The sequence below is a fragment of the Streptomyces sp. CHD11 genome (genome assembly GCF_018638295.1).
Classification (GTDB): domain Bacteria; phylum Actinomycetota; class Actinomycetes; order Streptomycetales; family Streptomycetaceae; genus Streptomyces.
Window position 1 is genome coordinate 71462 of the sequence record NZ_JABTTS010000012.1, and the last position, 20145, is coordinate 91606.

Annotated in this window: 17 protein-coding genes; 5 read left to right on the plus strand and 12 right to left on the minus strand. The window is 72.0% G+C overall.

Annotated features, from left to right (window positions below; translation table 11 throughout):
* The first annotated feature begins 398 nt into the window (after positions 1–398).
* Positions 399–1619: a serine protease gene (locus tag HTV45_RS15630; RefSeq protein WP_215206383.1), complete on the plus strand. Its 1221-nt coding sequence runs from the start codon at positions 399–401 to the stop codon at positions 1617–1619.
* 130 nt (positions 1620–1749) lie between these two features.
* Positions 1750–2961 carry a serine protease gene (locus tag HTV45_RS15635; RefSeq protein WP_215206384.1) on the plus strand — a complete coding sequence of 404 codons (1212 nt, stop codon included), beginning with the start codon at positions 1750–1752 and terminating at the stop codon, positions 2959–2961.
* Between the two features lie 61 nt (positions 2962–3022).
* Here the strand turns inward: HTV45_RS15635 and hflX are convergent, their stop codons facing one another.
* The 6 genes from hflX to miaA form a co-directional block, all read right to left on the minus strand.
* Entirely contained in the window at positions 3023–4516 is a 1494-nt protein-coding gene (gene hflX, locus HTV45_RS15640) for a GTPase HflX (protein ID WP_215206385.1), read from the minus strand.
* Positions 4517–4672: 156 nt separating this feature from the next.
* Positions 4673–6199 (minus strand): M1 family metallopeptidase, encoded by a 1527-nt coding sequence (locus tag HTV45_RS15645; RefSeq protein WP_215206386.1) that lies wholly within the window; start codon positions 6197–6199, stop codon positions 4673–4675.
* Between the two features lie 112 nt (positions 6200–6311).
* Positions 6312–8480, minus strand: coding sequence for a bifunctional (p)ppGpp synthetase/guanosine-3',5'-bis(diphosphate) 3'-pyrophosphohydrolase (locus HTV45_RS15650; protein ID WP_215206387.1), 2169 nt, complete (start codon positions 8478–8480; stop codon positions 6312–6314).
* 300 nt (positions 8481–8780) lie between these two features.
* Positions 8781–9650, minus strand: a complete 870-nt coding sequence (gene dapF, locus HTV45_RS15655) for a diaminopimelate epimerase (protein ID WP_215206388.1) — start codon at positions 9648–9650, stop codon at positions 8781–8783.
* A 100-nt stretch (positions 9651–9750) separates the two neighbouring features.
* Positions 9751–10251, minus strand: a complete 501-nt coding sequence (locus HTV45_RS15660) for a hypothetical protein (protein WP_215206432.1) — start codon at positions 10249–10251, stop codon at positions 9751–9753.
* 107 nt (positions 10252–10358) lie between these two features.
* Positions 10359–11297 (minus strand): tRNA (adenosine(37)-N6)-dimethylallyltransferase MiaA, encoded by a 939-nt coding sequence (gene miaA / locus HTV45_RS15665; protein ID WP_215206389.1) that lies wholly within the window; start codon positions 11295–11297, stop codon positions 10359–10361.
* Between the two features lie 499 nt (positions 11298–11796).
* Between miaA and HTV45_RS15675 the strand changes: the two genes are divergently transcribed.
* Complete coding sequence (locus tag HTV45_RS15675) at positions 11797–12072, plus strand: antitoxin (protein ID WP_215206391.1); 276 nt, start codon at positions 11797–11799, stop codon at positions 12070–12072.
* A gap of 327 nt (positions 12073–12399) precedes the next feature.
* Here the strand turns inward: HTV45_RS15675 and HTV45_RS15680 are convergent, their stop codons facing one another.
* From HTV45_RS15680 to HTV45_RS15695, 4 genes are all read right to left on the minus strand, one after another.
* Positions 12400–13113: a class III extradiol dioxygenase subunit B-like domain-containing protein gene (locus HTV45_RS15680; RefSeq protein ID WP_215206392.1), complete on the minus strand. Its 714-nt coding sequence runs from the start codon at positions 13111–13113 to the stop codon at positions 12400–12402.
* Positions 13114–13190: 77 nt separating this feature from the next.
* A complete protein-coding gene (gene miaB, locus HTV45_RS15685) occupies positions 13191–14708 on the minus strand; it encodes a tRNA (N6-isopentenyl adenosine(37)-C2)-methylthiotransferase MiaB (protein ID WP_215206393.1) in 1518 nt (505 codons plus the stop codon).
* A 49-nt stretch (positions 14709–14757) separates the two neighbouring features.
* Positions 14758–15342, minus strand: coding sequence for a hypothetical protein (locus HTV45_RS15690; RefSeq protein WP_215206394.1), 585 nt, complete (start codon positions 15340–15342; stop codon positions 14758–14760).
* A 78-nt stretch (positions 15343–15420) separates the two neighbouring features.
* A complete protein-coding gene (locus HTV45_RS15695; protein ID WP_215206395.1) occupies positions 15421–15828 on the minus strand; it encodes a MazG nucleotide pyrophosphohydrolase domain-containing protein in 408 nt (135 codons plus the stop codon).
* An 87-nt stretch (positions 15829–15915) separates the two neighbouring features.
* On the opposite strand from HTV45_RS15695, the gene HTV45_RS15700 reads away from it, so the two are divergent.
* Positions 15916–16911, plus strand: a complete 996-nt coding sequence (locus tag HTV45_RS15700; RefSeq protein WP_215206396.1) for a TAXI family TRAP transporter solute-binding subunit — start codon at positions 15916–15918, stop codon at positions 16909–16911.
* Here HTV45_RS15700 and HTV45_RS15705 read toward each other — a convergent pair.
* Both HTV45_RS15705 and HTV45_RS15710 read right to left on the minus strand, forming a co-directional pair.
* On the minus strand, positions 16890–18323 hold the full coding sequence (locus HTV45_RS15705) for a HAMP domain-containing sensor histidine kinase (protein ID WP_215206397.1): 1434 nt from the start codon (positions 18321–18323) through the stop codon (positions 16890–16892). The two genes, HTV45_RS15700 and HTV45_RS15705, sit on opposite strands and share 22 nt — an antisense overlap.
* A gap of 14 nt (positions 18324–18337) precedes the next feature.
* On the minus strand, positions 18338–19024 hold the full coding sequence (locus HTV45_RS15710) for a response regulator transcription factor (protein WP_215206398.1): 687 nt from the start codon (positions 19022–19024) through the stop codon (positions 18338–18340).
* 287 nt (positions 19025–19311) lie between these two features.
* On the opposite strand from HTV45_RS15710, the gene HTV45_RS15715 reads away from it, so the two are divergent.
* Positions 19312–20088, plus strand: coding sequence for an amino acid ABC transporter ATP-binding protein (locus HTV45_RS15715; protein WP_215206399.1), 777 nt, complete (start codon positions 19312–19314; stop codon positions 20086–20088).
* Positions 20089–20145: the final 57 nt, after the last annotated feature.

Sequence of the window (20145 nt, forward strand, 5' to 3'; positions counted from 1 at the left end):
GCCGTCCCCGGCCCCGCTCCCCCGTCCCGCGTACGCGGATTGCCTCACCGTCCCCGGCCCTCCCCTGTCCTGCCGAACGAGACCGCGGGCAGCGGGCTCCCCACCGCTATCAACCCCGGGCCGCCCATGGGGTTACGGGTCACCTTGAGGCATGTGTCCGCGCGGGCGCCCGGCGACGTGGACGCCCGCCGGCCTCACATCGGCGTGCCCCCGGACGATCGGCCAGGTCAGGCGGCTTGTAGCCGAACCGTTGCCGTTCCGTCGGACGTCCCCCACAGCGAACGCATAGTGTGTGATGCCGTTCCCGATGGCCGTGGGAGCACCCGGGTACCCCGCGCGGGTCCGGGTGTGAAGACGGCCGCAGCACCAAGTTCGTTCATTCCAGGGGGAGTCACATCATGCGATCCATACGGCCGTCGTCCACCGTTCACCGAGGAGGGCGGTCCCGTCGCAGAACCTCCCCCGTGCTGGCCTCTGTCGCGCTCGCCTCGGCGCTCGTCCTCACCGCCACCGCCTGTAGTTCGGGCGACGCCGACGCGAGCGCCGATCCCTCCGCGACCGCCGCTGCCGACGACGGCAAGCTGAAGATCCCGGACGACATCCGGGACCGGCTCAAGGAACAGGGCATCGATATCGACAAGTGGCGGGACGGCGCCTGGAAGAACTGGGACAAGGACGACTGGCTGCGTGAGGCGCAGGACTACGTCAACCCGATCATCGAGGACCTGTGGGACCCGGACCGTATGCGGGACGCCGAGGAGCCCGACCAGGGTGTCGACGAGAACGACATCTCCGGTGACCAGGGCGTGACCGACCCCACTCCGGAGCCGGTGCAGGCGGCGGCCGTCACCCCGTCGTACCACGACAGCGCCCCGACGGCCGGGAAGGTCTTCTTCGACTCCCCCGAGGGGACGATGGTCTGCTCGGCGACGGTGGTGCAGGACCCGGCCAACCCGGGCAAGTCCAACATGGTGTGGACGGCGGGGCACTGTGTGCACGCCGGCAAGAAGGGCGGCTGGTACCGCAACATCATGTTCGTGCCGTCGTACAACGACGCGGGCAGGTCGGCGAAGGAGCTCGAGGGCGCCACCGAGAAGGAGGTCGCTCCGTACGGCCTCTGGTGGGGTGACTGGGCGCAGACCTCGGACCAGTGGATCGAGCAGGGCGGCGCCACGGGCGGTGACGGCGCCAGCTACGACTTCGCGGTCATCCATGTGACGCCGGAGAAGGGCGGGGACGGCAAGTCGCTGGAGGAGACGGTCGGTTCGGCGCTGCCGGTGGACTTCGACGCTCCCCCGGTCGCCGACCTGGAGGAGATGACGGCGACCGGTTACCCGGCCGGCCCGCCGTACGACGGCCAGACCCTGTACCAGTGCGCGGACCAGCCCGGCCGGCTGTCGATCGCCGCGGACGAGCCGACGATGTACCGCATCGGGTGCAGCATGACCGCCGGTTCCTCCGGGGGTGGCTGGGTCGCGACGGGGTCGGACGGCGAGTCCGCGCTGGTGTCCAACACCTCCATCGGCCCGGTGACGTCGGGCTGGCTGGCCGGCCCGCGCCTCGGTGACGAGGCCAAGGGCGTGTACGACGCGGTCAGTGAGAAGTTCTCCGGTCGGTGACCGGTCTTGCCCGGCCCCGCGTGCCGCCGCGCGCGGGGGGCCGGGCGGGCGGCGGCGCCCCGCGCCCCCGCCCGGGGGAACACGCGGACGCGGCGCACCATTTGTTCGTCACCACGGGGGTCATAGCAGCATGCGTTCCACAGGTACGTCCGGTCCGCGCGGGCGCGGACGTCGTCGCACCGTCCTCGCCGCCACCGGCCTGGTCGCCGCGCTGGCGCTCACCGCGACGGCGTGCGGCGGTTCCGGCGGGAGCGAGGCGAACGACAGGCCCGGCGCCGCCACCTCGCAGGCAGCGGACCGTGACGGCGGCGAGGCCGGGGTTCCGGCCGGCCTCGCGGACCGGCTCGAGGAGCACGGGATCGACGTCGACCGGTGGAAGGACGGCGCCTGGAAGGACTGGGACAGGGACAAGTGGCTCAGCGAGGCGCAGGACTTCGTGAACCCGGTGGTCGAAGGCCTCTGGGAGCCCGAGCGGATGAGCTCCGCCGAGGAGGCCGACAAGACCGTCACGACGAAGGACGCCTCGGCGGCCCGGGGCGTCAGTGACCCGGAGCCGGCCCCGGTCCGGGCGGAGGCCGAGAAGACGCCGTACCACGAACACGCGGCGCCGGTCGGGAAGGTGTTCTTCGACTCCCCGCAGGGCCCGGCCGTCTGCTCCGGCACGGTCATCAAGGACGTGAACCATCCGGGCAGGTCCAACCTCGTCTGGACGGCCGGACACTGTGTGCACGCCGGCGGCGACGGCGGCTGGTACCGCAACATCGTCTTCGTCCCGGCCTACAACGACCTCGGCACGTCCGAGGCCGACCCGGCCACCGCGAACGCCCACGAGATCGCCCCCTACGGCAACTGGTGGGCGGACTGGGCCTCGACCCCGGGCCGCTGGATCCAGGGAGGTTCGCGCAGCGGCGGCGACGGCGCACCGTACGACTACGCCGTGCTGCACGTGAAGCCCGAGCAAGGAAGCAAGTCGCTGGAGGAGACGGTCGGCGCCGCGCTCGACGTGGACTTCTCCGCCCCGTCCCCGGCGGAGTCGGGCAGCATGGGCGCCTGGGGCTACCCGGCCGCACCGCCCTACAACGGTCTGCGGATGTTCAAGTGCCTCGACTCACCGGGCCGGTTCTCGCTCTCCTCGGATCTGCCGACGATGTACCGCATCGGCTGCACCATGACCGGTGGCTCGTCCGGCGGCGGCTGGTTCCGGGTGCTGAACGGCCGGACGGTGCTGGTTTCCAACACCTCGATCGGCCCGACCGACAACACCTGGCTCGCGGGCCCGCAGCTGGGCGAGGACGCCGAGGCGCTCTACCAGGACATGAGCAGGACCCACGGCGGTCGGTGATCCGGACGTGCCGAAGGCCCGCCCACGGGGGGGGCGGGCCTTCGCTCTGCCTCGGGCGGGATCAGCCGGCCGGAGTGGGAACGAACGACGTGAATTCGGCCGCCAGCTCCTCGTGCACCCGCACCTTGAGCAGGGTGCCCTCCGGGGTGTGCTCCTCGGAGATCACCTCGCCCTCGTCATGGGCGCGGGCGACCAGCTTGCCCTGGGTGTACGGCACGAGTGCCTCGATCTCCACGGACGGGCGGGGCAGCTCGCTGTCGATGAGGGCGAGCAGCTCCTCGATGCCCTGGCCGGTGCGGGCCGAGATGGCGATGGAGTTCTTCTCCACCCGCAGCAGCCGCTGAAGGGTCAGCGGGTCCGCCGCGTCGGCCTTGTTGATCACGACGATCTCGGGTACGTCGGTGGCGCCGACGTCCCTGATCACCTCGCGCACGGCTGCCAGCTGCTCCTCGGGGACCGGGTGCGAACCGTCCACCACGTGCACGATCAGGTCGGCGTCGCCGACCTCCTCCATCGTGGAGCGGAACGCCTCGACCAGGTGGTGCGGCAGGTGCCGGACGAAGCCCACGGTGTCGGCCAGCGTGTACAGCCGGCCGCTCGGGGTCTCGGCCCGGCGCACGGTCGGGTCGAGGGTCGCGAACAGGGCGTTCTCGACCAGTACGCCCGCGCCCGTGAGGCGGTTGAGCAGCGAGGACTTGCCGGCGTTGGTGTAGCCGGCGATGGCCACGGACGGCACCTTGTTGCGCCTGCGCTCCTGGCGCTTGATCTCGCGGCCGGTCTTCATCTCCGCGATCTCACGGCGCATCTTCGCCATCTTCTCGCGGATCCGGCGCCGGTCCGTCTCGATCTTGGTCTCACCGGGGCCGCGGGTGGCGAGGCCGCCGCCCTTGCCGCCGCCCATCTGCCGGGACAGCGACTGACCCCAGCCGCGCAGTCGCGGCAGCATGTACTGCATCTGCGCGAGCGCGACCTGTGCCTTGCCCTCGCGGGACTTGGCGTGCTGGGCGAAGATGTCGAGGATCAGGGCCGTCCGGTCGATGACCTTGACCTTGACGACGTCCTCGAGGTGGATCAGCTGGCCGGGGCTGAGCTCACCGTCGCAGATGACGGTGTCCGCGCCCGATCCGAGTACGACGTCACGCAGCTCCTCGGCCTTGCCGGAGCCGATGTAGGTGGCGGCGTCGGGCTTGTCGCGGCGCTGGATCACGCCGTCGAGGACGAGGGCGCCCGCCGTCTCGGCGAGGGCGGCGAGCTCCGCCAGGGAGTTGTCCGCGTCCTGCGCGGTTCCCGAGGTCCATACACCGACGAGTACGACGCGCTCCAGGCGGAGCTGCCGGTACTCGACCTCGGTGACGTCCTCGAGCTCGGTGGAGAGGCCGGCGACACGGCGCAGGGCCGCTCGCTCGGAGCGGTCGAACTGGTCGCCGTCCCGCTCCGAGTCGGTCCCGAGGCTCCAGGCGACGTCCTCTTCCATCAGGGCATCGGCCCGAAGACCTTCGGGATGGGTGGCCGCGAAGCGCTTGGTGTCCTGGGAAGGGGAAGAAGAGGAGGTCATTGGGTCCTAACGTGGTCGGGTCACCGTCTGCGCGGCGGGACGGTCCGGAGAACGCCCCGTCATCGGGCACAACGTCCGGGCGGCCCGGGAGATTCCCGCGTCCCGGGTGGTGCGGACCTGACGATGGTCGCACGGAGCACACGCCCCGTCATCGTGTTATTCCCGGCTCACGCCCGCCCGATGCGCGTGCGGCACCGGCCGCCGGGCGGGCGGCGCGTCCCGGGCCGCCGTCTTCCACTCCGGGTGGCCCGGCATCGGCGGGGTCGTGGCGCCGTAGAGCCAGGGGTGCAGGAAGCCGGTCAGGTCACGCCCGGCGGTCTCGGAGGCCAGCCGGACGAAGTCGGAGGTGCCGGCCGTGCCGTCGCGGTGGCGGGTCACCCAGGCACGCTCCAGGCGTTCGAAGGCGGTACGGCCGATCTCCTCGCGCAGGGCGTACAGCACGAGGGCGCCGCCCGCGTAGACGTTCGGCCGGAAGATGCCGGTCTTCCGGCCGGGCTCCGGCGGCTCGGGCGCGGCGGGCGGCCCTCCTGCCGCGCGCCGGCCGTCGGAGGCCCGGTAGGCGGCCTTCATCCGGGCCTCGAGGGATCCTCCGCCCTTCTCCTCGGCGTACAGCGCCTCGTACCAGGTGGCGTGTCCCTCGTTGAGCCACAGGTCGGACCAGGTGCGCGGGCTGACGCTGTTGCCGAACCACTGGTGGGCCAGTTCGTGGACCATGATCGACTCGACGTACCAGGCGGGCAGGGCGGGGTCGGTGAACATCTCGCGCTCGAAGAGGGAGAGCGTCTGGGTCTCCAGCGCGAAGCCGGTGGACGCGTCGGCGAGGAGCATGCCGTAGGTGGCGAACGGGAAGCGTCCGGCCTTCTCCTCCATCCAGGAGATCTGGTCCGCGGTCCTGGCCAGCCACGGTTCGGCCTTCGCGCGGTGCCGGGCGGGGACGACGTCCCGCAGGGGCAGGCCGTGCGGGCCGGTGCGGTGCACGACCGTGGAGCGGCCGACGGAGACCTGGGCGAGCTCGGTCGCCATGGGGTGCCGGGTCCGGTACGTCCAGGTGGTGGCGCCGCCTGTGTGCTCGACACCGTCCGGCAGGCCGTTGGCGACGACCGTGTGGCCCTCGGGGGCGGTGACGCGGAAGGTGAACATCGCCTTGTCTGAGGGGTGGTCGTTGCAGGGAAACACCAGGTGGGCGGCGTCCGCCTGGTTGGCCAGGGCGAGACCGTCCGCGGTGCGCACCCAGCCGCCCTCGCGGTCACCGGCCACGGGATCGCTGGTGTGCCGGACGGTGATGCGTGACAGGTCGCCGGCGCGGAGGCCGTCCCCGGGGGTGATCACCAGGTCCTCGCCGGCACCGGTGAACGCCGCGGGGCGGCCGTCGACCTCGACGGAGCGGACGGTGCCGTGGCTGAAGTCGAGGTTGATCCGCTCCAGGCCCGCGGTGATGCGGGCGTTCAGGGTGGTGACGGCCTGGAGGGGCTGGTCGTTGCGGCCGGAATAGGTCAGGGCGAGGTCGTACGACAGCACGTCGTAGCCGGGGTTGCCCAGGTGGGGGAAGAGGCGGTCACCGATGCCGAGCGGTACGGCCGGGGCACTCGCGGAGAGCAGGGAGAGAGAGGCGGCGCAGGCGAACAGCGCCGCGGCCGCCCTCCGGCGGCGGACGTGGTGGCGCGGGGTGAGCGGCAGGGGCATCCCCCACGGCTATCAGCGCGCGGGGGCGCGACGGCGGCGGCGCGCTTCCGGCCCACCCGATCGGGTAATCACACCGCTCGGACGCCAGGCGCCAGGGTCCGCTCGGCCCGCGTCAGTCGCCCGGGGTCTGCGGCTGGGCCCGGCTCACGTCGTACACCCCGGCCACGTCACGCATCGCGCGCATCAGGACGGGGAGGCGGGCGGCGTCCGGAAGCTGCACCGTGTAGGTGTGCCGCACCTGCTGCCGGTCCGGCGGCTCGACGGTCGCGGAGACGATCTCGGCGCCCTCCGCGGCCATGGCCTCGGTGAGATCCGCGAGGAGATGCGGACGGACGAACGATTCCGCGACCAGCGTGACCCGGCACTCGGCCCCCTCCCCCCAGCGCACACCGACCTCGGTGCGCCCCGCGCTCCTCATCCGCGCCACTCCGGCGCACCCCGCGCGGTGCACGGTGACCGCGCCCCCGCGCACGGCGAAGCCGGTCACGTCGTCGGGAGGCACGGGGGTACAGCAGCCGGCCAGCCGGACGGTGGCGCCGGCCCGGTCGGTCAGTACCTGGGCGGCGGCGGGACGGCCGGGCACGGGCTCCGGGGCGTCCGCCGGCTGCGGCGGGGCCGGGTCCCCGGCGGGGCTCCGGGAGGACGCGGCCGCCTCCTCCGCGGCCGTGTCGTCCTGTGCGGGGTGGGCGGCCAGCCACCGCTGGATGGCGATCCGCGCCGCCGGGGTGTGCGCGTGCTCCAGCCACTCCCGGGAGGGCTCGGAGGCCGCGTCCTGCCCCATCAGCAGTTGGACGGTGTCGCCGTCCTTCAGCACGGTGCTCAGCGTCGCCAGCCGGCCGTTGACCCGGGCGCCGATGCACGCGTGGGCGTCCTCGCCGTACTGCGCGTAGGCGGCGTCGACACAGGTCGCTCCCTCGGGCAGGCCCAGCGTGCCCCCGTCGGGGCGGAAGACGGTGATCTCGCGGTCCTGGGCGAGGTCCTCGCGCAGGGTGGACCAGAAGGTGTCCGGGTCGGGCGCGGCCCGCTGCCAGTCGAGGAGCCGGGAGAGCCAGCCGGGCCGGGTGGGGTCGACACGCTCGCCGTCGGCCGAGGACTGCTCCTCCGGCGGGGCGGCGTAGGGGTTGCCGAGGGCGACGACCCCGGCCTCGGCGACCTTGTGCATCTGGTGGGTGCGGATGAGCACCTCGACCACCTGGCCGTCCGTGGCGGAGACGGCGGTGTGCAGCGACTGGTACAGGTTGAACTTCGGTACGGCGATGAAGTCCTTGAACTCCGAGACGACGGGCGTCATACAGGTGTGCAGCTCACCCAGGACGCCGTAGCAGTCGGCGTCCTCGTTCACCAGCACCAGCAGACGGCCGAAGTCGGCGCCCCGCAGCGGCCCGCGTTTGCGCGACACCCGGTGTACGGACACGAAGTGGCGCGGGCGGATGAGGACTTCGGCGGTGATGTCCGCCTCACGGAGCACCTTGCGTACGCCGTCGGCGACTTCGGCGAGCGGGTCGTCCGCGCGGGACGCGTTGCGCACGATCAGCTCGCGTGTCCGCCTGTACTCGTCGGGATGCGTGATCGCGAAGACGAGGTCTTCCAGTTCCGTCTTGAGTGCCTGGACACCCAGGCGTTCGGCGAGCGGGATGAGCACGTCCCGGGTCACCTTGGCGATGCGTACCTGCTTCTCGGGGCGCATCACGCCGAGCGTGCGCATGTTGTGCAGACGGTCGGCGAGCTTGATCGACATCACGCGGACGTCGTTGCCGGTGGCCACGAGCATCTTGCGGAAGGTCTCGGGTTCGGCGGCGGCGCCGTAGTCGACCTTCTCCAGCTTGGTGACGCCGTCGACGAGGTACCGGACCTCCTCGCCGAACTCCTCCTTCACCTGATCGAGCGTCACCTCCGTGTCCTCGACGGTGTCGTGGAGCAGGGACGCGGTCAACGTCGTGGTCTCCGCGCCGAGTTCGGCGAGAATGAGAGTCACGGCCAGCGGATGGGTGATGTACGGCTCGCCGCTCTTGCGCATCTGGCCGCGGTGGGAGGACTCGGCCAGTACATAGGCGCGGCGCAGCGGTTCGAGATCGGCGTCGGGGTAGTGCGCACGGTGGGCGTCGACGACATGGCCGATGGCGTCGGGGAGCCGGTCACGGGCGGTGCCGCCGAGCAGCGCGGCACGGCCGAGCCGGCGCAGGTCGAGCCGGGGGCGGGACTTGCGGCGCGACCCCGTGGGTGTGACGTGACCCGATGTCACAGGGCCTGGGGTCGCGGGATTCACGGCCTCCGCGTTCATGGGCACCTCCGGCTGCGTGGACCGGCGGACGGCGTGCCCCAGGGCGGACTCGGGCTCAGGAGACGGTGCTCGTCCCCCGTCCGGGCCGGTGCTTGATGCTACCGACCCCGACCCCGCCGGACCGACCGCCTCCGGCCGAGCGTGAAACGGATCACTCCATCGAGCGATGGTCGATCGGCAGTCGCTTTCACGCCATCGGGGCGATGGTCTGCCATGATCTTGAAGCTTGATCACCCTTCCTGTCCTGCGGATACGGCTACGGGGTGGTCCGCAGACTTGGATACCGAGCCGGTACCCCGGTCAGCGCACGGCATTCTCCAGCCACTCCGTCTCGATCACGCCCTCGGCGACGATCACCGCGGGACCGGTCATCTCGATCTCACCGTCGGGCCGTTCGGTGATCACGAGGGTGCCACCGGGCACATCGACCGTGTACGTCGCGGGGGCGCCGGTGACGGCCGGGTCGGCCCCGTCCCTGCGGGCGGCGGCCACGGCGACCGCGCACGCGCCCGTACCGCAGGACCGGGTCTCGCCCGCCCCGCGCTCGTGCACCCGCATCGCCACGTGCCGCGGTCCCCGGTCGACGACGAACTCCACGTTCACACCGTCCGGGTAGGCGGACGGCGGGCTGAACGGCGGAGGGATGAACAGATCGCCCGCGTGGGCGAGGTCCTCGACGAAGGCCACGGCGTGCGGATTGCCCATGTTCACGTTCCGCGCGGGCCAGTCGCGCCCGCCGACACTCACGGTGACGTCCCCCTCGGGGAACAGTGCCCGGCCCATGCCGACGGTGATGTCGCCGTCCTTGGCGAGGTGCACGGTCTTCACTCCCCCGCGCGTGGCCACCGCGATGTCCCCCTCGGACACATGGCCGGCGCGCTGGAGGCAGCGCGCGAACACACGCACTCCATTGCCGCACATCTCCGCGACCGAGCCGTCGCCGTTGCGGTAGTCCATGAACCACTCCGCCTCGGCGGCCATCCCCGCGGCCTCCGGATGGGCGGCGGACCGCACCACGTGCAGCAGGCCGTCACCGCCGATGCCCGCGCGGCGGTCGCACAGGGCGGCGACGACGGCCGGGGGGAGGTCGACGGTGTTCTCGGGGTCCGGGACGATCACGAAGTCGTTCTCCGTGCCGTGCCCCTTGAGGAAGGCGATCCGCGTGCTCATTCCTCGATCGTACGGCGTGCCGGGGACAGCGCGTCGTCGCCGGTGAACCGCCGCCCCGCACGGCGTCGGCGCGGCGCCGCCGCAACGGCCGCGCAGGGTGTCAGCGCAGCCGCGCGACCCGCCAGACCGCCAGGACGACCACCGCGGCGACCATCACGGCGTAGGCGGTCGCGACCCTCCAGTCGGCTCTGCGGCCGGAGCCCCGGGCCGGCAGACCCGGCCACGTGTAGCCCACTCTGCGGGCGGCCATCATGCCCCAGCCCGCCGAGCAGGAGCAGATCAGCAGCCCCAGCATGGCGATCACCGCCCCGCTGTCACCGAAGTCGAAGGCGAGCGGGAAGGCGAACATCAGAGAGCCGACCGCCGCCAGAGCGACGATGGGCGCGAGCTGCCACAGGCGCAGCCGGCGCTGCGGGCGCAACTCCACCTCGACCTCGTCACCGCCCGCGAACATCTCGTCCGGCTCGGGGCCGTCGTCGGTCACACCGCCCGCCTCCTCCGGCCCGTCGGAGCTGAGACGGTCGTCCTCCTGCTCCGGTGCACCTCGCTCGGTGGTGAGGTGTTCGGTGCCGTGTGCGGTATCGCGAGGGCCGGCCTCCATCGCCACGCGCCCTCCCAACTAGGACTCCACTGGTCGATCGAAGCTCGATGATGGCACGGCGTCACATGCCCGGATGACGGCCTGGGCGTCCCGATGCCAGGACGTGATCAGGCTGTAACCGGTCGTTCGACCAACGACAACGCGAGCTGGGGAAGTTCCGCGAGGTCCGCCGCGGCCCCACTCAACCAGTGCACCCGGGGATCGCGCCTGAACCACGCATCCTGACGGCGCGCGAAGCGCTTGGTGGCACGTACGGTCTCCGTCCGGGCCTCCTCGAGGGTGCACTCCCCGGCGAGCGCCGCGAGCACCTGCTGGTAGCCGAGCGCCCGCGACGCTGTACGCCCCTCGCGCAACCCCTGCGCCTGGAGTGCGCGCACTTCGTCCACCAGACCCGCGTCCCACATCCGGTCGACCCGGCGGGCGATGCGCTCGTGCAGTTCGGGGCGGGAGACGTCGACGCCGATCTGGAGCGTGTCGTAGACCGAGTCGTGGCTCGGGAGGTTGGCCGTGAAGGGCCTGCCGGTGATCTCGATGACCTCGAGCGCGCGAACGATACGGCGGCCGTTGCCCGGCAGGATCGCCCGCGCGGCCTCGGGGTCCGCCGCGGCGAGGCGCGCGTGCAGCGCACCCGGGCCGCGCAGCGTGAGTTCCTCCTCCAGGCGGGCCCTGACCCCGGGGTCCGTGCCCGGGAACTCCAGGTTGTCGACGGCCCCGCGGACATAGAGGCCGGATCCGCCGACCAGGACGGGCCAGCGCCCGTCGGCGAGCAGCGCGTCGATCCGCTCCCGCGCCAGCCGCTGGTACTCGGCGACGGACGCGGTGACGGTGACGTCCCAGAGGTCCAGCAGGTGGTGCGGGACATCGCCGCGCTCCCCGGGCGTCAGCTTGGCGGTACCGATGTCCATCCCCCGGTACAGCTGCATCGAGTCGGCGTTGACGACTTCACCCCCGAGCCGCTGCGCCAGGAAAACGCCCAGATCGGACTTTCCGGCCGCGGTGGGGCCGACCACGGCGATGACACGGGGGACGAGGGGTGCGCTGCTCACTGATCCAGTCTCGCAAACCTCACACCCCACTCTCGAACGGGTTACGTGACGCGGCACCCGCCGGGTCGTTGCCCGTTGCGAGGTTCCCGCCGCCGGATCGCGGTGGCGACGGCCCGGGTCACACGAACGGACACACCGGGCGACGCGGAATTTCGCCCGCACGAGTAACGTATGGAGTGGATATGGGCGTTTTTGCACGACTTTTTCGGAGGTCGAAGGCCACGGAGGAGACGGGGACCGCCGAGGCCCGCACGGACAGGGCCGCGGCCGGCGCGGATCCGGACGTCGGGACCGGTCCGCTGGACACGGCCGGGACCGCTGAGCCGGCGGGACCCGCCGGGGCCCCGGAGACCGCTGAGCCGCCGGTGAAGGAGGCCGGCCGGGTCACCGGTGCCGAGGCCGTCGACATCCCGAAGCAGCAGTCCTCCGAGGCCGCCGGCAGCGAAACCGGTGAGGGCGCCCGCACATAGCCGCGAAGGAATCCGAGGAAAGGTACGTCATGGGTCTGCTGGACAATCTGAAGGCCAAGATCGGCCCGGCCAAGGACAAGGTCTCCGGCCTCGCGCAGCAGCACGAGGACAGGATCCAGCACGGCCTGGACAAGGCCGCGCAGACCGTCGACAAGCGGACCAAGGGCAAGTACAGCGACCGGATCCAGTCGGGTACCGGTAGGGCCAAGGGCGCCGTGGACCGCTTCACGCACAGGAACGACCCCGGCGGGCCGGGCGAAGCGGGTACCACCACACCGCCGGCCGGTCCGCCGCCCGCTTCCTGAAGCACACCGGCGGACGGCCGGGAGCGCGTCGAGCGCTCCCGGCCGTCCGGCGCGACGGCGTCCCGCCGGGTGGGTACGGCCCATCGACGCACCGGGACCGGCAGTCCGGGCCGGTGCCCTGTCGGCCGCCGGCGGCAGGGCGGCGCGTCCGGCGGCGGCCGTCGCCGAGAACCGGTGCGGAGGTGTCCGCGAAGAAGTCGGTGATCATCGAAGGCGGCCTTCTCCAGGATGCCGGTGCCCGCGGTGACATCGGGGGTGACCACGCGCCAGGGCCGCCAGAACCACATCGTTCCGGACGGCAGCCGGGAACGTCGGCGGTGGCCGGTGCTAGGACCAGGCGGCCACGATGTACCCCACGCCGTACGGGGCGTCCTCGTGCAGGAGCGTGCCCCGCAGCGCCGCACCACCCCTCGCCGCTCCGGCGAGGACCTGCCAGGGCGCCCGGCCGGACACCTTCAGCTCGGCCGCCAGTCCGGTGTCCAGCGCACGCAGCGCCCCGGTGTCGGCGGCGCCCAGGGCGCGTGCGAGCTCCGCGTCGAAGGGGGCCGCGCGCTCGTCGAGGTAGCCCGGCGCCTTGAGGGTGCGGCAGGCGCTGGCGTCACCCATCACCAGCATCGCCACCCGCTCCGCCCGGCCGGCGATACTCTCCCCCTCTTCGACACACCGCTCGGCGGTGAGAGGTTCCCCCACGCCCCGCCCCTCGACGGGAGTGCCGGCCCAGCCGGTACGGCCCAGCAGCCAGGCGCCGACGGCGAGTCCGTAGGGCAGTTCCCGCCCGGCCGGGCCCTCGCCCCGCCCCAGCCGGACGGCCAGGTCGACGCCGAAGCCCCGGAAGGATCCCGGGGTCCCCTGCGGGTAGCTCTCCGGCCCGGGGCCGTCCCCCGGACCGACCACCACCAGCAGATCGGGCCGGGCGGCGGCGAGCACCCCTACCGCGTCCGTGCAGGCGGCACGCACGGTGTCCAGCTCGGGGGCGGCACCGGCGGCGACCTCCGGCACGAGCAGCGGCGGGCAGGGGCAGACTGCGGCGGCGACAAGCATGATCGGCAGCCTACTGCGGCCCGGACCGGCGGCATCGTCCCACCACGGGTGCGGGGCCGGACCGCACGGACGCCGGCTCAGCCGACGGCGCAGCCCCCGGTGACCGCAGGCAGCGGCTCGGGTACACCCACCTTGGGCAGGCCGAGCAGTACGCCCGCGGGCCGCGTCTCCTTCTCGGTGGTGCGCTTCTCCCAGGCGTCACCCGCGGGTGTGCGGCGCACGTCCAGCACGGCACCCTCGGCGAGAAGGTGGTGCGGGGCGGCGTAGGTGATCTCGACGGTGACCACGTCGCCGGGGCGCACGTCCCGCTCGGGCTTGGTGAAGTGCACCAGCCGGCTGTCGGGGGCGCGGCCGGAGAGACGGTGGGTGGCACCGTCCTTGCGGCCCTCGCCCTCGGCGACCATCAGCTCCAGCGTGCGGCCGACCTGCTTCCTGTTCTCCTCCCAGGAGATCTGCTCCTGGAGGGCGACGAGCCGCTCGTAGCGCTCCTGGACGACCTTCTTGGGGATCTGCCCGTCCATCTCGGCGGCCGGGGTGCCGGGGCGCTTGGAGTACTGGAAGGTGAACGCCTGCGCGAAGCGGGCCTCGCGGACCACGTGCAGGGTCTGCTGGAAGTCCTCCTCGGTCTCGCCGGGGAAGCCCACGATGATGTCGGTGCTGATCGCCGCGTGGGGGATCGAGGCCCGGACCTTGTCGATGATCCCGAGGAAGCGGTCCTGCCGGTAGGAACGGCGCATCGCCTTCAGGACCGGGTCGGAGCCGGACTGCAGCGGCATGTGGAGCTGCGGCATCACGTTGGGCGTCTCGGCCATGGCGGCGATGACGTCGTCGGTGAAGTCGCGCGGGTGCGGGGAGGTGAAGCGGACGCGCTCGAGGCCGTCGATCTTCCCGCAGGCCCGCAGCAGCTTGCCGAACGCCTCACGGTCGCCGATGTCGGAGCCGTACGCGTTGACGTTCTGGCCGAGCAGGGTGATCTCCGAGACGCCTTCCCCGACCAGGGCCTCGATCTCGGCGAGGATGTCGCCGGGGCGGCGGTCCTTCTCCTTGCCGCGCAGCGCCGGGACGATGCAGAAGGTGCAGGTGTTGTTGCAGCCGACGGAGATGGACACCCAGGCCGCGTAGGCGCTCTCGCGCCGGGTCGGCAGCGTGGAGGGGAACGCCTCGAGTGACTCGGCGATCTCGACCTGTGCCTCCTCCTGGACGCGGGCGCGCTCCAGCAGGACGGGCAGCTTGCCGATGTTGTGCGTGCCGAAGACGACGTCCACCCAGGGGGCCCGCTTCACGATGGTGTCGCGGTCCTTCTGCGCCAGGCAGCCGCCGACCGCGATCTGCATCCCGGGCCGGCTCGCCTTCTTCGGGGCGAGGTGACCGAGGTTGCCGTACAGCTTGTTGTCGGCGTTCTCGCGCACGGCGCAGGTGTTGAAGACGACGACGTCGGCGTCGCCGTCGCTGCCCCCGGCGGCGCGGACGTACCCCGCGTCCTCCAGCAGCCCGGACAATCGCTCGGAGTCGTGGACGTTCATCTGACACCCGTAGGTGCGTACTTCATAGGTGCGCGTGCCGCCCACTGACTGGCTCCGGTCGATGCTGCTCATGCCCCAAGGGTAGGCGGTGCCGCGGACAGCCCCGCCCCACGGAGGCCGGTCAGCCCCGCAGTGCCAGGTGGTACGCGGTGGCCCAGAGCACCAGGGCGCAGCCCAGGCCCACCACGATCCGCAGGCTCTCGCCCGGCAGGCCGGCCGCGGTCAGCGCGAACCCGGCGACCGCCACGGCGGACAGCAGGGCGCCCGTCCACCGGTACTGCCGCTGGTCGTACAGGCGGGCGAGGGGGAAGAAGTGCAGCCCCACGACGAGGGCGACGGCGGAGGGGACGAGCCGGGGGTGGCCGGTCCCGACGGTCGCGGCGATCACGGCGAGGATGGCCAGCACCTCGGCCCCGTTGACGATGCCCACACCACGCGCCCAGTTCGCCGGCAGGCTCACCGTCCGGGGCGAGGGGGCGGCGCCCTCGCGGTGTCCCAGGTAGATCGCCACCACCGTGACGAGGACGGCCGCCACCTCCACCGTCACGGGTACGACGTCCGTCGCCGAGCCCGTACCGGAGGCCCCGGAGAAGGCCCAGAGCATGGCGAACACGGCGAGTACGAGCGTCCCTCTGCGCCGGAGCTGCCGGGTGAGCTCGTGGCACTCGGCGTCCTCGGTGGACGCGGCGGGGCGTATCGGCGGCATGGGCGGAGAGTACAGCGATCATGTGGCCGCCAGGCAGAACACACGATGCGTGGGCACCCTGTCGGCGGCCTGGCCCGGTCAGGCCTCCGCGCGGGGTGTCCATCCCTGCCGGCGCAGCACCGCCGCGACGTCCGGAGCCTCGTAGTGATCGCCCTTAAGGACCTTGCCGTCGGGGCGCCGGCTGACCTCCCCGCCGGGACCGAGTTTGGTCATGTTGGAGCGGTGGATCTCGGCGATGACGGCGTCGAGGTCGACGCCGTGGACCAGCGCCGTGCCGTACGCGACGTAGACGACGTCCGCCAGTTCGTGCGCGAGCCGGTCGAGCGGTCCGGTCACCGCCACCTCCGCCACCTCCCTGGCCTCCTCGGCGAGCAGTTCACCCCGGTGGGCGGCGAGGTCCGGCGGGACCTCGGAGGGTGCGTCCCGGGTGCCCAGCCCGAACGCACGGTGGAACTCACGCACCAGATCGGCAGGAGAAGCACTCATGCCGCGACTGTACCGGCGCGACCGCGGCGCCCCGTCGTGTGAGTTCCGCCCTGGTCAGCGGAGAGACGGGCTGGCAGGATCACGCGCATGTCCCACGCGCTGTCCCGGCTCGGCAGGCGACGTGCCCTGCGGGGCGCGGCCGCCGCCGTCGTGGCGCTCGGACTGCTGCTGTGGTGGCTGGCGCCCTGGGGCGAGGAGCCGCCCGGCGGGGCGGTCACCCTGAGCACGGGCACCCGCGCGGGCGTCTATCAGAAGTACGGCGAGCTGCTGCGCTCCTCGCTCGACAGGCACATGCCGGACCTCGAGGTCCGGCTGGAGACGAGTGACGGCTCGCAGGAGAACGTGCGCCGGGTGGCGACGGGCCAGGCCGACTTCGCGATCGCCGCGGCCGACGCCGTGGAGACGTACCGGCTGAACCACCGGCGGGGCGCCGACGGACTGCGCGGGGTGGCCCGCCTGTACGACGACTATGTGCAGCTCGCGGTCGCACCCGACTCCGGTATCCGCTCCGTCGGGGATCTGCGGGGCAAGCGGGTCGCCATAGGGTCGCCCAAGTCGGGGGTCCGGCTCATCGCCAACCGGGTGCTCACGGCAGCCGGCATCGACCCGGAGACCGACATCAGGCCCTCCTCTGACGGCATCGACACCGGGCCGGGGCGGCTGGGACACGGTCTGGACGCCTTCTTCTGGTCCGGCGGGCTGCCCACCGACGGCCTGAAGACGCTCGCCGAACAGTCCGCGCTGCGGTTCGTACCGATCGAGGCCGAGCTGGTCGCGAAGCTGCACGCGCAGGGCGGCGCCACGCGCTACTACCGCGCCACGAACATGCCGGAGTCCGCCTACCCGGGCAGTCAGCTCGGGTCGGCCGTCCCGACGATGGCGGTGTCCAACCTCCTGATCACCCGGGCGGACACCGATCCGCGGCTCACCGAGTGGCTGACCAGGATCGTGCTCAGGAGCCGTGACCGCATCGGCGCGCACGTCCACTCCGCCCAGCTGGTGGACGTACGCACCGCGATCTACACCGATCCGCTGCGGCTGCACGAGGGCGCGCGCCGCTACTACCGGTCGGTCAAGCCCTGAGCCGTCGGCTCACCCGCGGGTGCGTTCCTCGGCACGGTCACCGTCACCCGCAGCCCGTGCGGCTCGTGACGCTCGTACGCGATCGAGCCGCCGCCCGCCGCGAGCAGGGCGCGGGAGATGGACAGACCGAGGCCCGACCCCTTGATGTTCTGGTGCCGGCCGCTGCGCCAGAAACGGTCGCCGACACGGGTCAGCTCGTCGTCGGTCAGTCCCGGGCCGTCGTCGGTGACGACGACGGTGGCGGTGTCGCCGTTGGAGGCGACCCTCACCTCGACGGTCTCCCCCTCGGGCGTGAACTTCACCGCGTTGTCGACGACCGCGTCGAGCACGCTGGACAGCGCGACGGGGTCGGCCCACGCCGTGGTCGGGGGGCAGACGCCGGTCAGCCGGACGCCCTTGGCCTCGGCGGTCGGCGACCAGGCCGCGACGCGCTCGGCGGCCAGGGCGCCGATGTCGGCGATCCGGAGGTCGGGCTCGCTGTGCTCGGCGAGCGCCAGATCGAGCAGATCGTCCAGGACCTGCGCCAGGCGCTTGCCCTCGGCCTGGACGGAGGCGATCTCCGCATTGCCCTCGGGCAGCTCCAGGGCCAGCAGCTCGATGCGCAGCAGCAGCGCCGAAAGCGGGTTGCGCAGCTGGTGCGAGGCGTCCGCGACGAAGGCCCGCTGCTGCTCCAGCACGCTCTCGACGTTGTCCGCCATCTCGTTGAACGACCGGGCGAGCCGTCTGAGCTCCGGCGGTCCGCCCGCCGCAGCGACCCTGGACTTCAGCCGCCCGGTGGCGATGTCGTGCGTGGTGGCGTCCAGGACCCGTACGGGTCTGAGCACCCAGCCGGCCAGCCGCAGGGCCGCCCCGACGGCCAGCAGCATCGCGGCCGCCTCCCCCGCGGCGATGACCAGCCAGCCGTGCAGGATGCGGGAGCGCATCTGCCCGGTCGGCGAGTCCGTGACCACGACCGCGACGACGTCACCGTCCCGGATGACCGGTGAGGCCACCACCAGACTGCGCCGCTGCCAGGGCCAGACCTGTTCGGGATCGTGGCTGCGGCGGCTGAGCAGGGCCTCCTCGAAGGCGTCGCGCACCTCACCCGTACGGGGCAGGAACCAGTCGGCCGGGGCGTGCGCCATGGGCGAGTCGTTGCGGTAGTAGACGCCCGCGCGGATGCCGTAGACCCGGTGGTAGCTGCGGAGCTCGCTGCTGAGCGTCTCCCGGCGCTCGTTGATGTCCCCGGCGGACGGGTCGGCGGGCTCGGTGACGAACTGGGCGAGGGCCGCGAAGCGCGCCGTGTCGTCGATCCGGTCGACGATGACCCGCTGCTGCTGCGCACCGGCGAGACTGACGGCCAGCGGGATGCCGAGGGCGAGCAGCACGGCCGCCATCAGGATGATGAGCAGCGGAAGCAGACGCGTGTGCACCCGGCCCGGCCCCGCTAGGCCGTGGGGGCGACGAGCCGGTAGCCGACGCCGCGCACGGTCTCGATGAGGGCGGGCATCCGCAGCTTGGCGCGCAGGGAGGCGACGTGCACCTCCAGGGTGCGTCCGGTCCCCTCCCAGCTGGTGCGCCACACCTCGCTGATGATCTGTTCCCGGCGGAAGACGACTCCCGGCCGCTGGGCGAGCAGGGCGAGCAGATCGAATTCCTTGCGGGTCAGCTGCACCGCCGAACCGTTCACGCTGACCTGGCGGGTCGGCAGCTCGATGCGGACCCGCCCGAGGCGCAGTTCCGTCTCCGTGCTGCCGGTGGCCTCCTCGTGGACGTTGCGCCGGCTGACTGCGTGGATCCGCGCGAGCAGCTCACCCGTGTCGTAGGGCTTGACCACGTAGTCGTCGGCCCCGAGGTTGAGCCCGTGGATACGGGAGCGGACGTCGGCCCGCGCGGTGACCATGATCACCGGCGTGGCGGTGCGTTTGCGGATCTTTCCGCAGACCTCGTAACCGTCCTGGTCGGGCAGCCCCAGGTCGAGCAGGACCACGCCGAAGCCGTCGCCCTCGGGAACCAGCGCCTGGAGGGCCTCCTCGCCGCTGCGCGCGTGGGTGACGTCGAATCCGTGCCGCGCCAGCACCGCCGACAGGGCTGCGGCGACGTGGTTGTCGTCCTCGACAAGAAGCAGTCTCACCAGGGCCCCCTTCGGTTCATCGGCCGTACGATCTCTCCATGTACAAAAGCGCGCGCACCCGCGCGTGCGCACCCTGCAGTGACGCTGATGGGTGAGGATGACGTCAAGAGGGTTCCGGTTCCGCTTTCGTACCGTTACCCCGCCGCAATGAGCCCTGCTCACAAGTGCTACGGCAGGTGTCCGATTGCTATCGGATCGTGATGCTCAGATTCCCCTCAGATGTAATGACGCAGGTCTGGAGGATTACTACTGTCCTCCGGAACCGAGGAGGACGGAGCCCGAGAGCGATGACCGAAGTATCGGTGGCCAAGAAGGACGAGGCCGCGACCGGCGATCTGGTCGTCCTGAAGAGCGTCAACAAGCACTTCGGCGCGTTGCACGTACTTCAGGACATCGATCTGACGATCGCCCGCGGCGAAGTCGTCGTGGTCATCGGACCCTCCGGGTCCGGCAAGTCCACCCTGTGCCGCACCATCAACCGGCTGGAGACGATCGACGACGGGTCGATCACGATCGACGGCAAGCCGCTGCCCCACGAGGGCAAGGAGCTCGCCCGGCTGCGGGCCGACGTGGGCATGGTCTTCCAGTCCTTCAACCTCTTCGCGCACAAGACCGTGCTGGAGAACGTGACACTGGGCCAGGTCAAGGTCCGCAGGAAGGACAAGAAGGCGGCCGAGGAGCGGGCCCGCGCCCTGCTCGACCGGGTCGGTGTGAGCGCGCAGGCCGAGAAGTACCCCGCGCAGCTCTCCGGCGGCCAGCAGCAGCGAGTCGCCATCGCGCGCGCCCTGGCGATGGAGCCCAAGGTCATGCTCTTCGACGAGCCGACGTCGGCTCTCGACCCGGAGATGATCAACGAGGTGCTCGAGGTCATGCAGCAGCTCGCCCGCGACGGCATGACCATGATCGTCGTCACCCACGAGATGGGATTCGCGCGTTCGGCGGCCAATCGTGTGGTGTTCATGGCAGACGGCCGCATCGTCGAAGAGGCTTCGCCGGATCAGTTCTTCAGCAACCCGCGCAGCGACCGCGCCAAGGACTTCCTGTCGAAGATCCTGCACCACTGACAGCGCGCCTCGCGCCCTGACGACTCGCGTCACCGGACCTGGACCGGACCGCGTCAT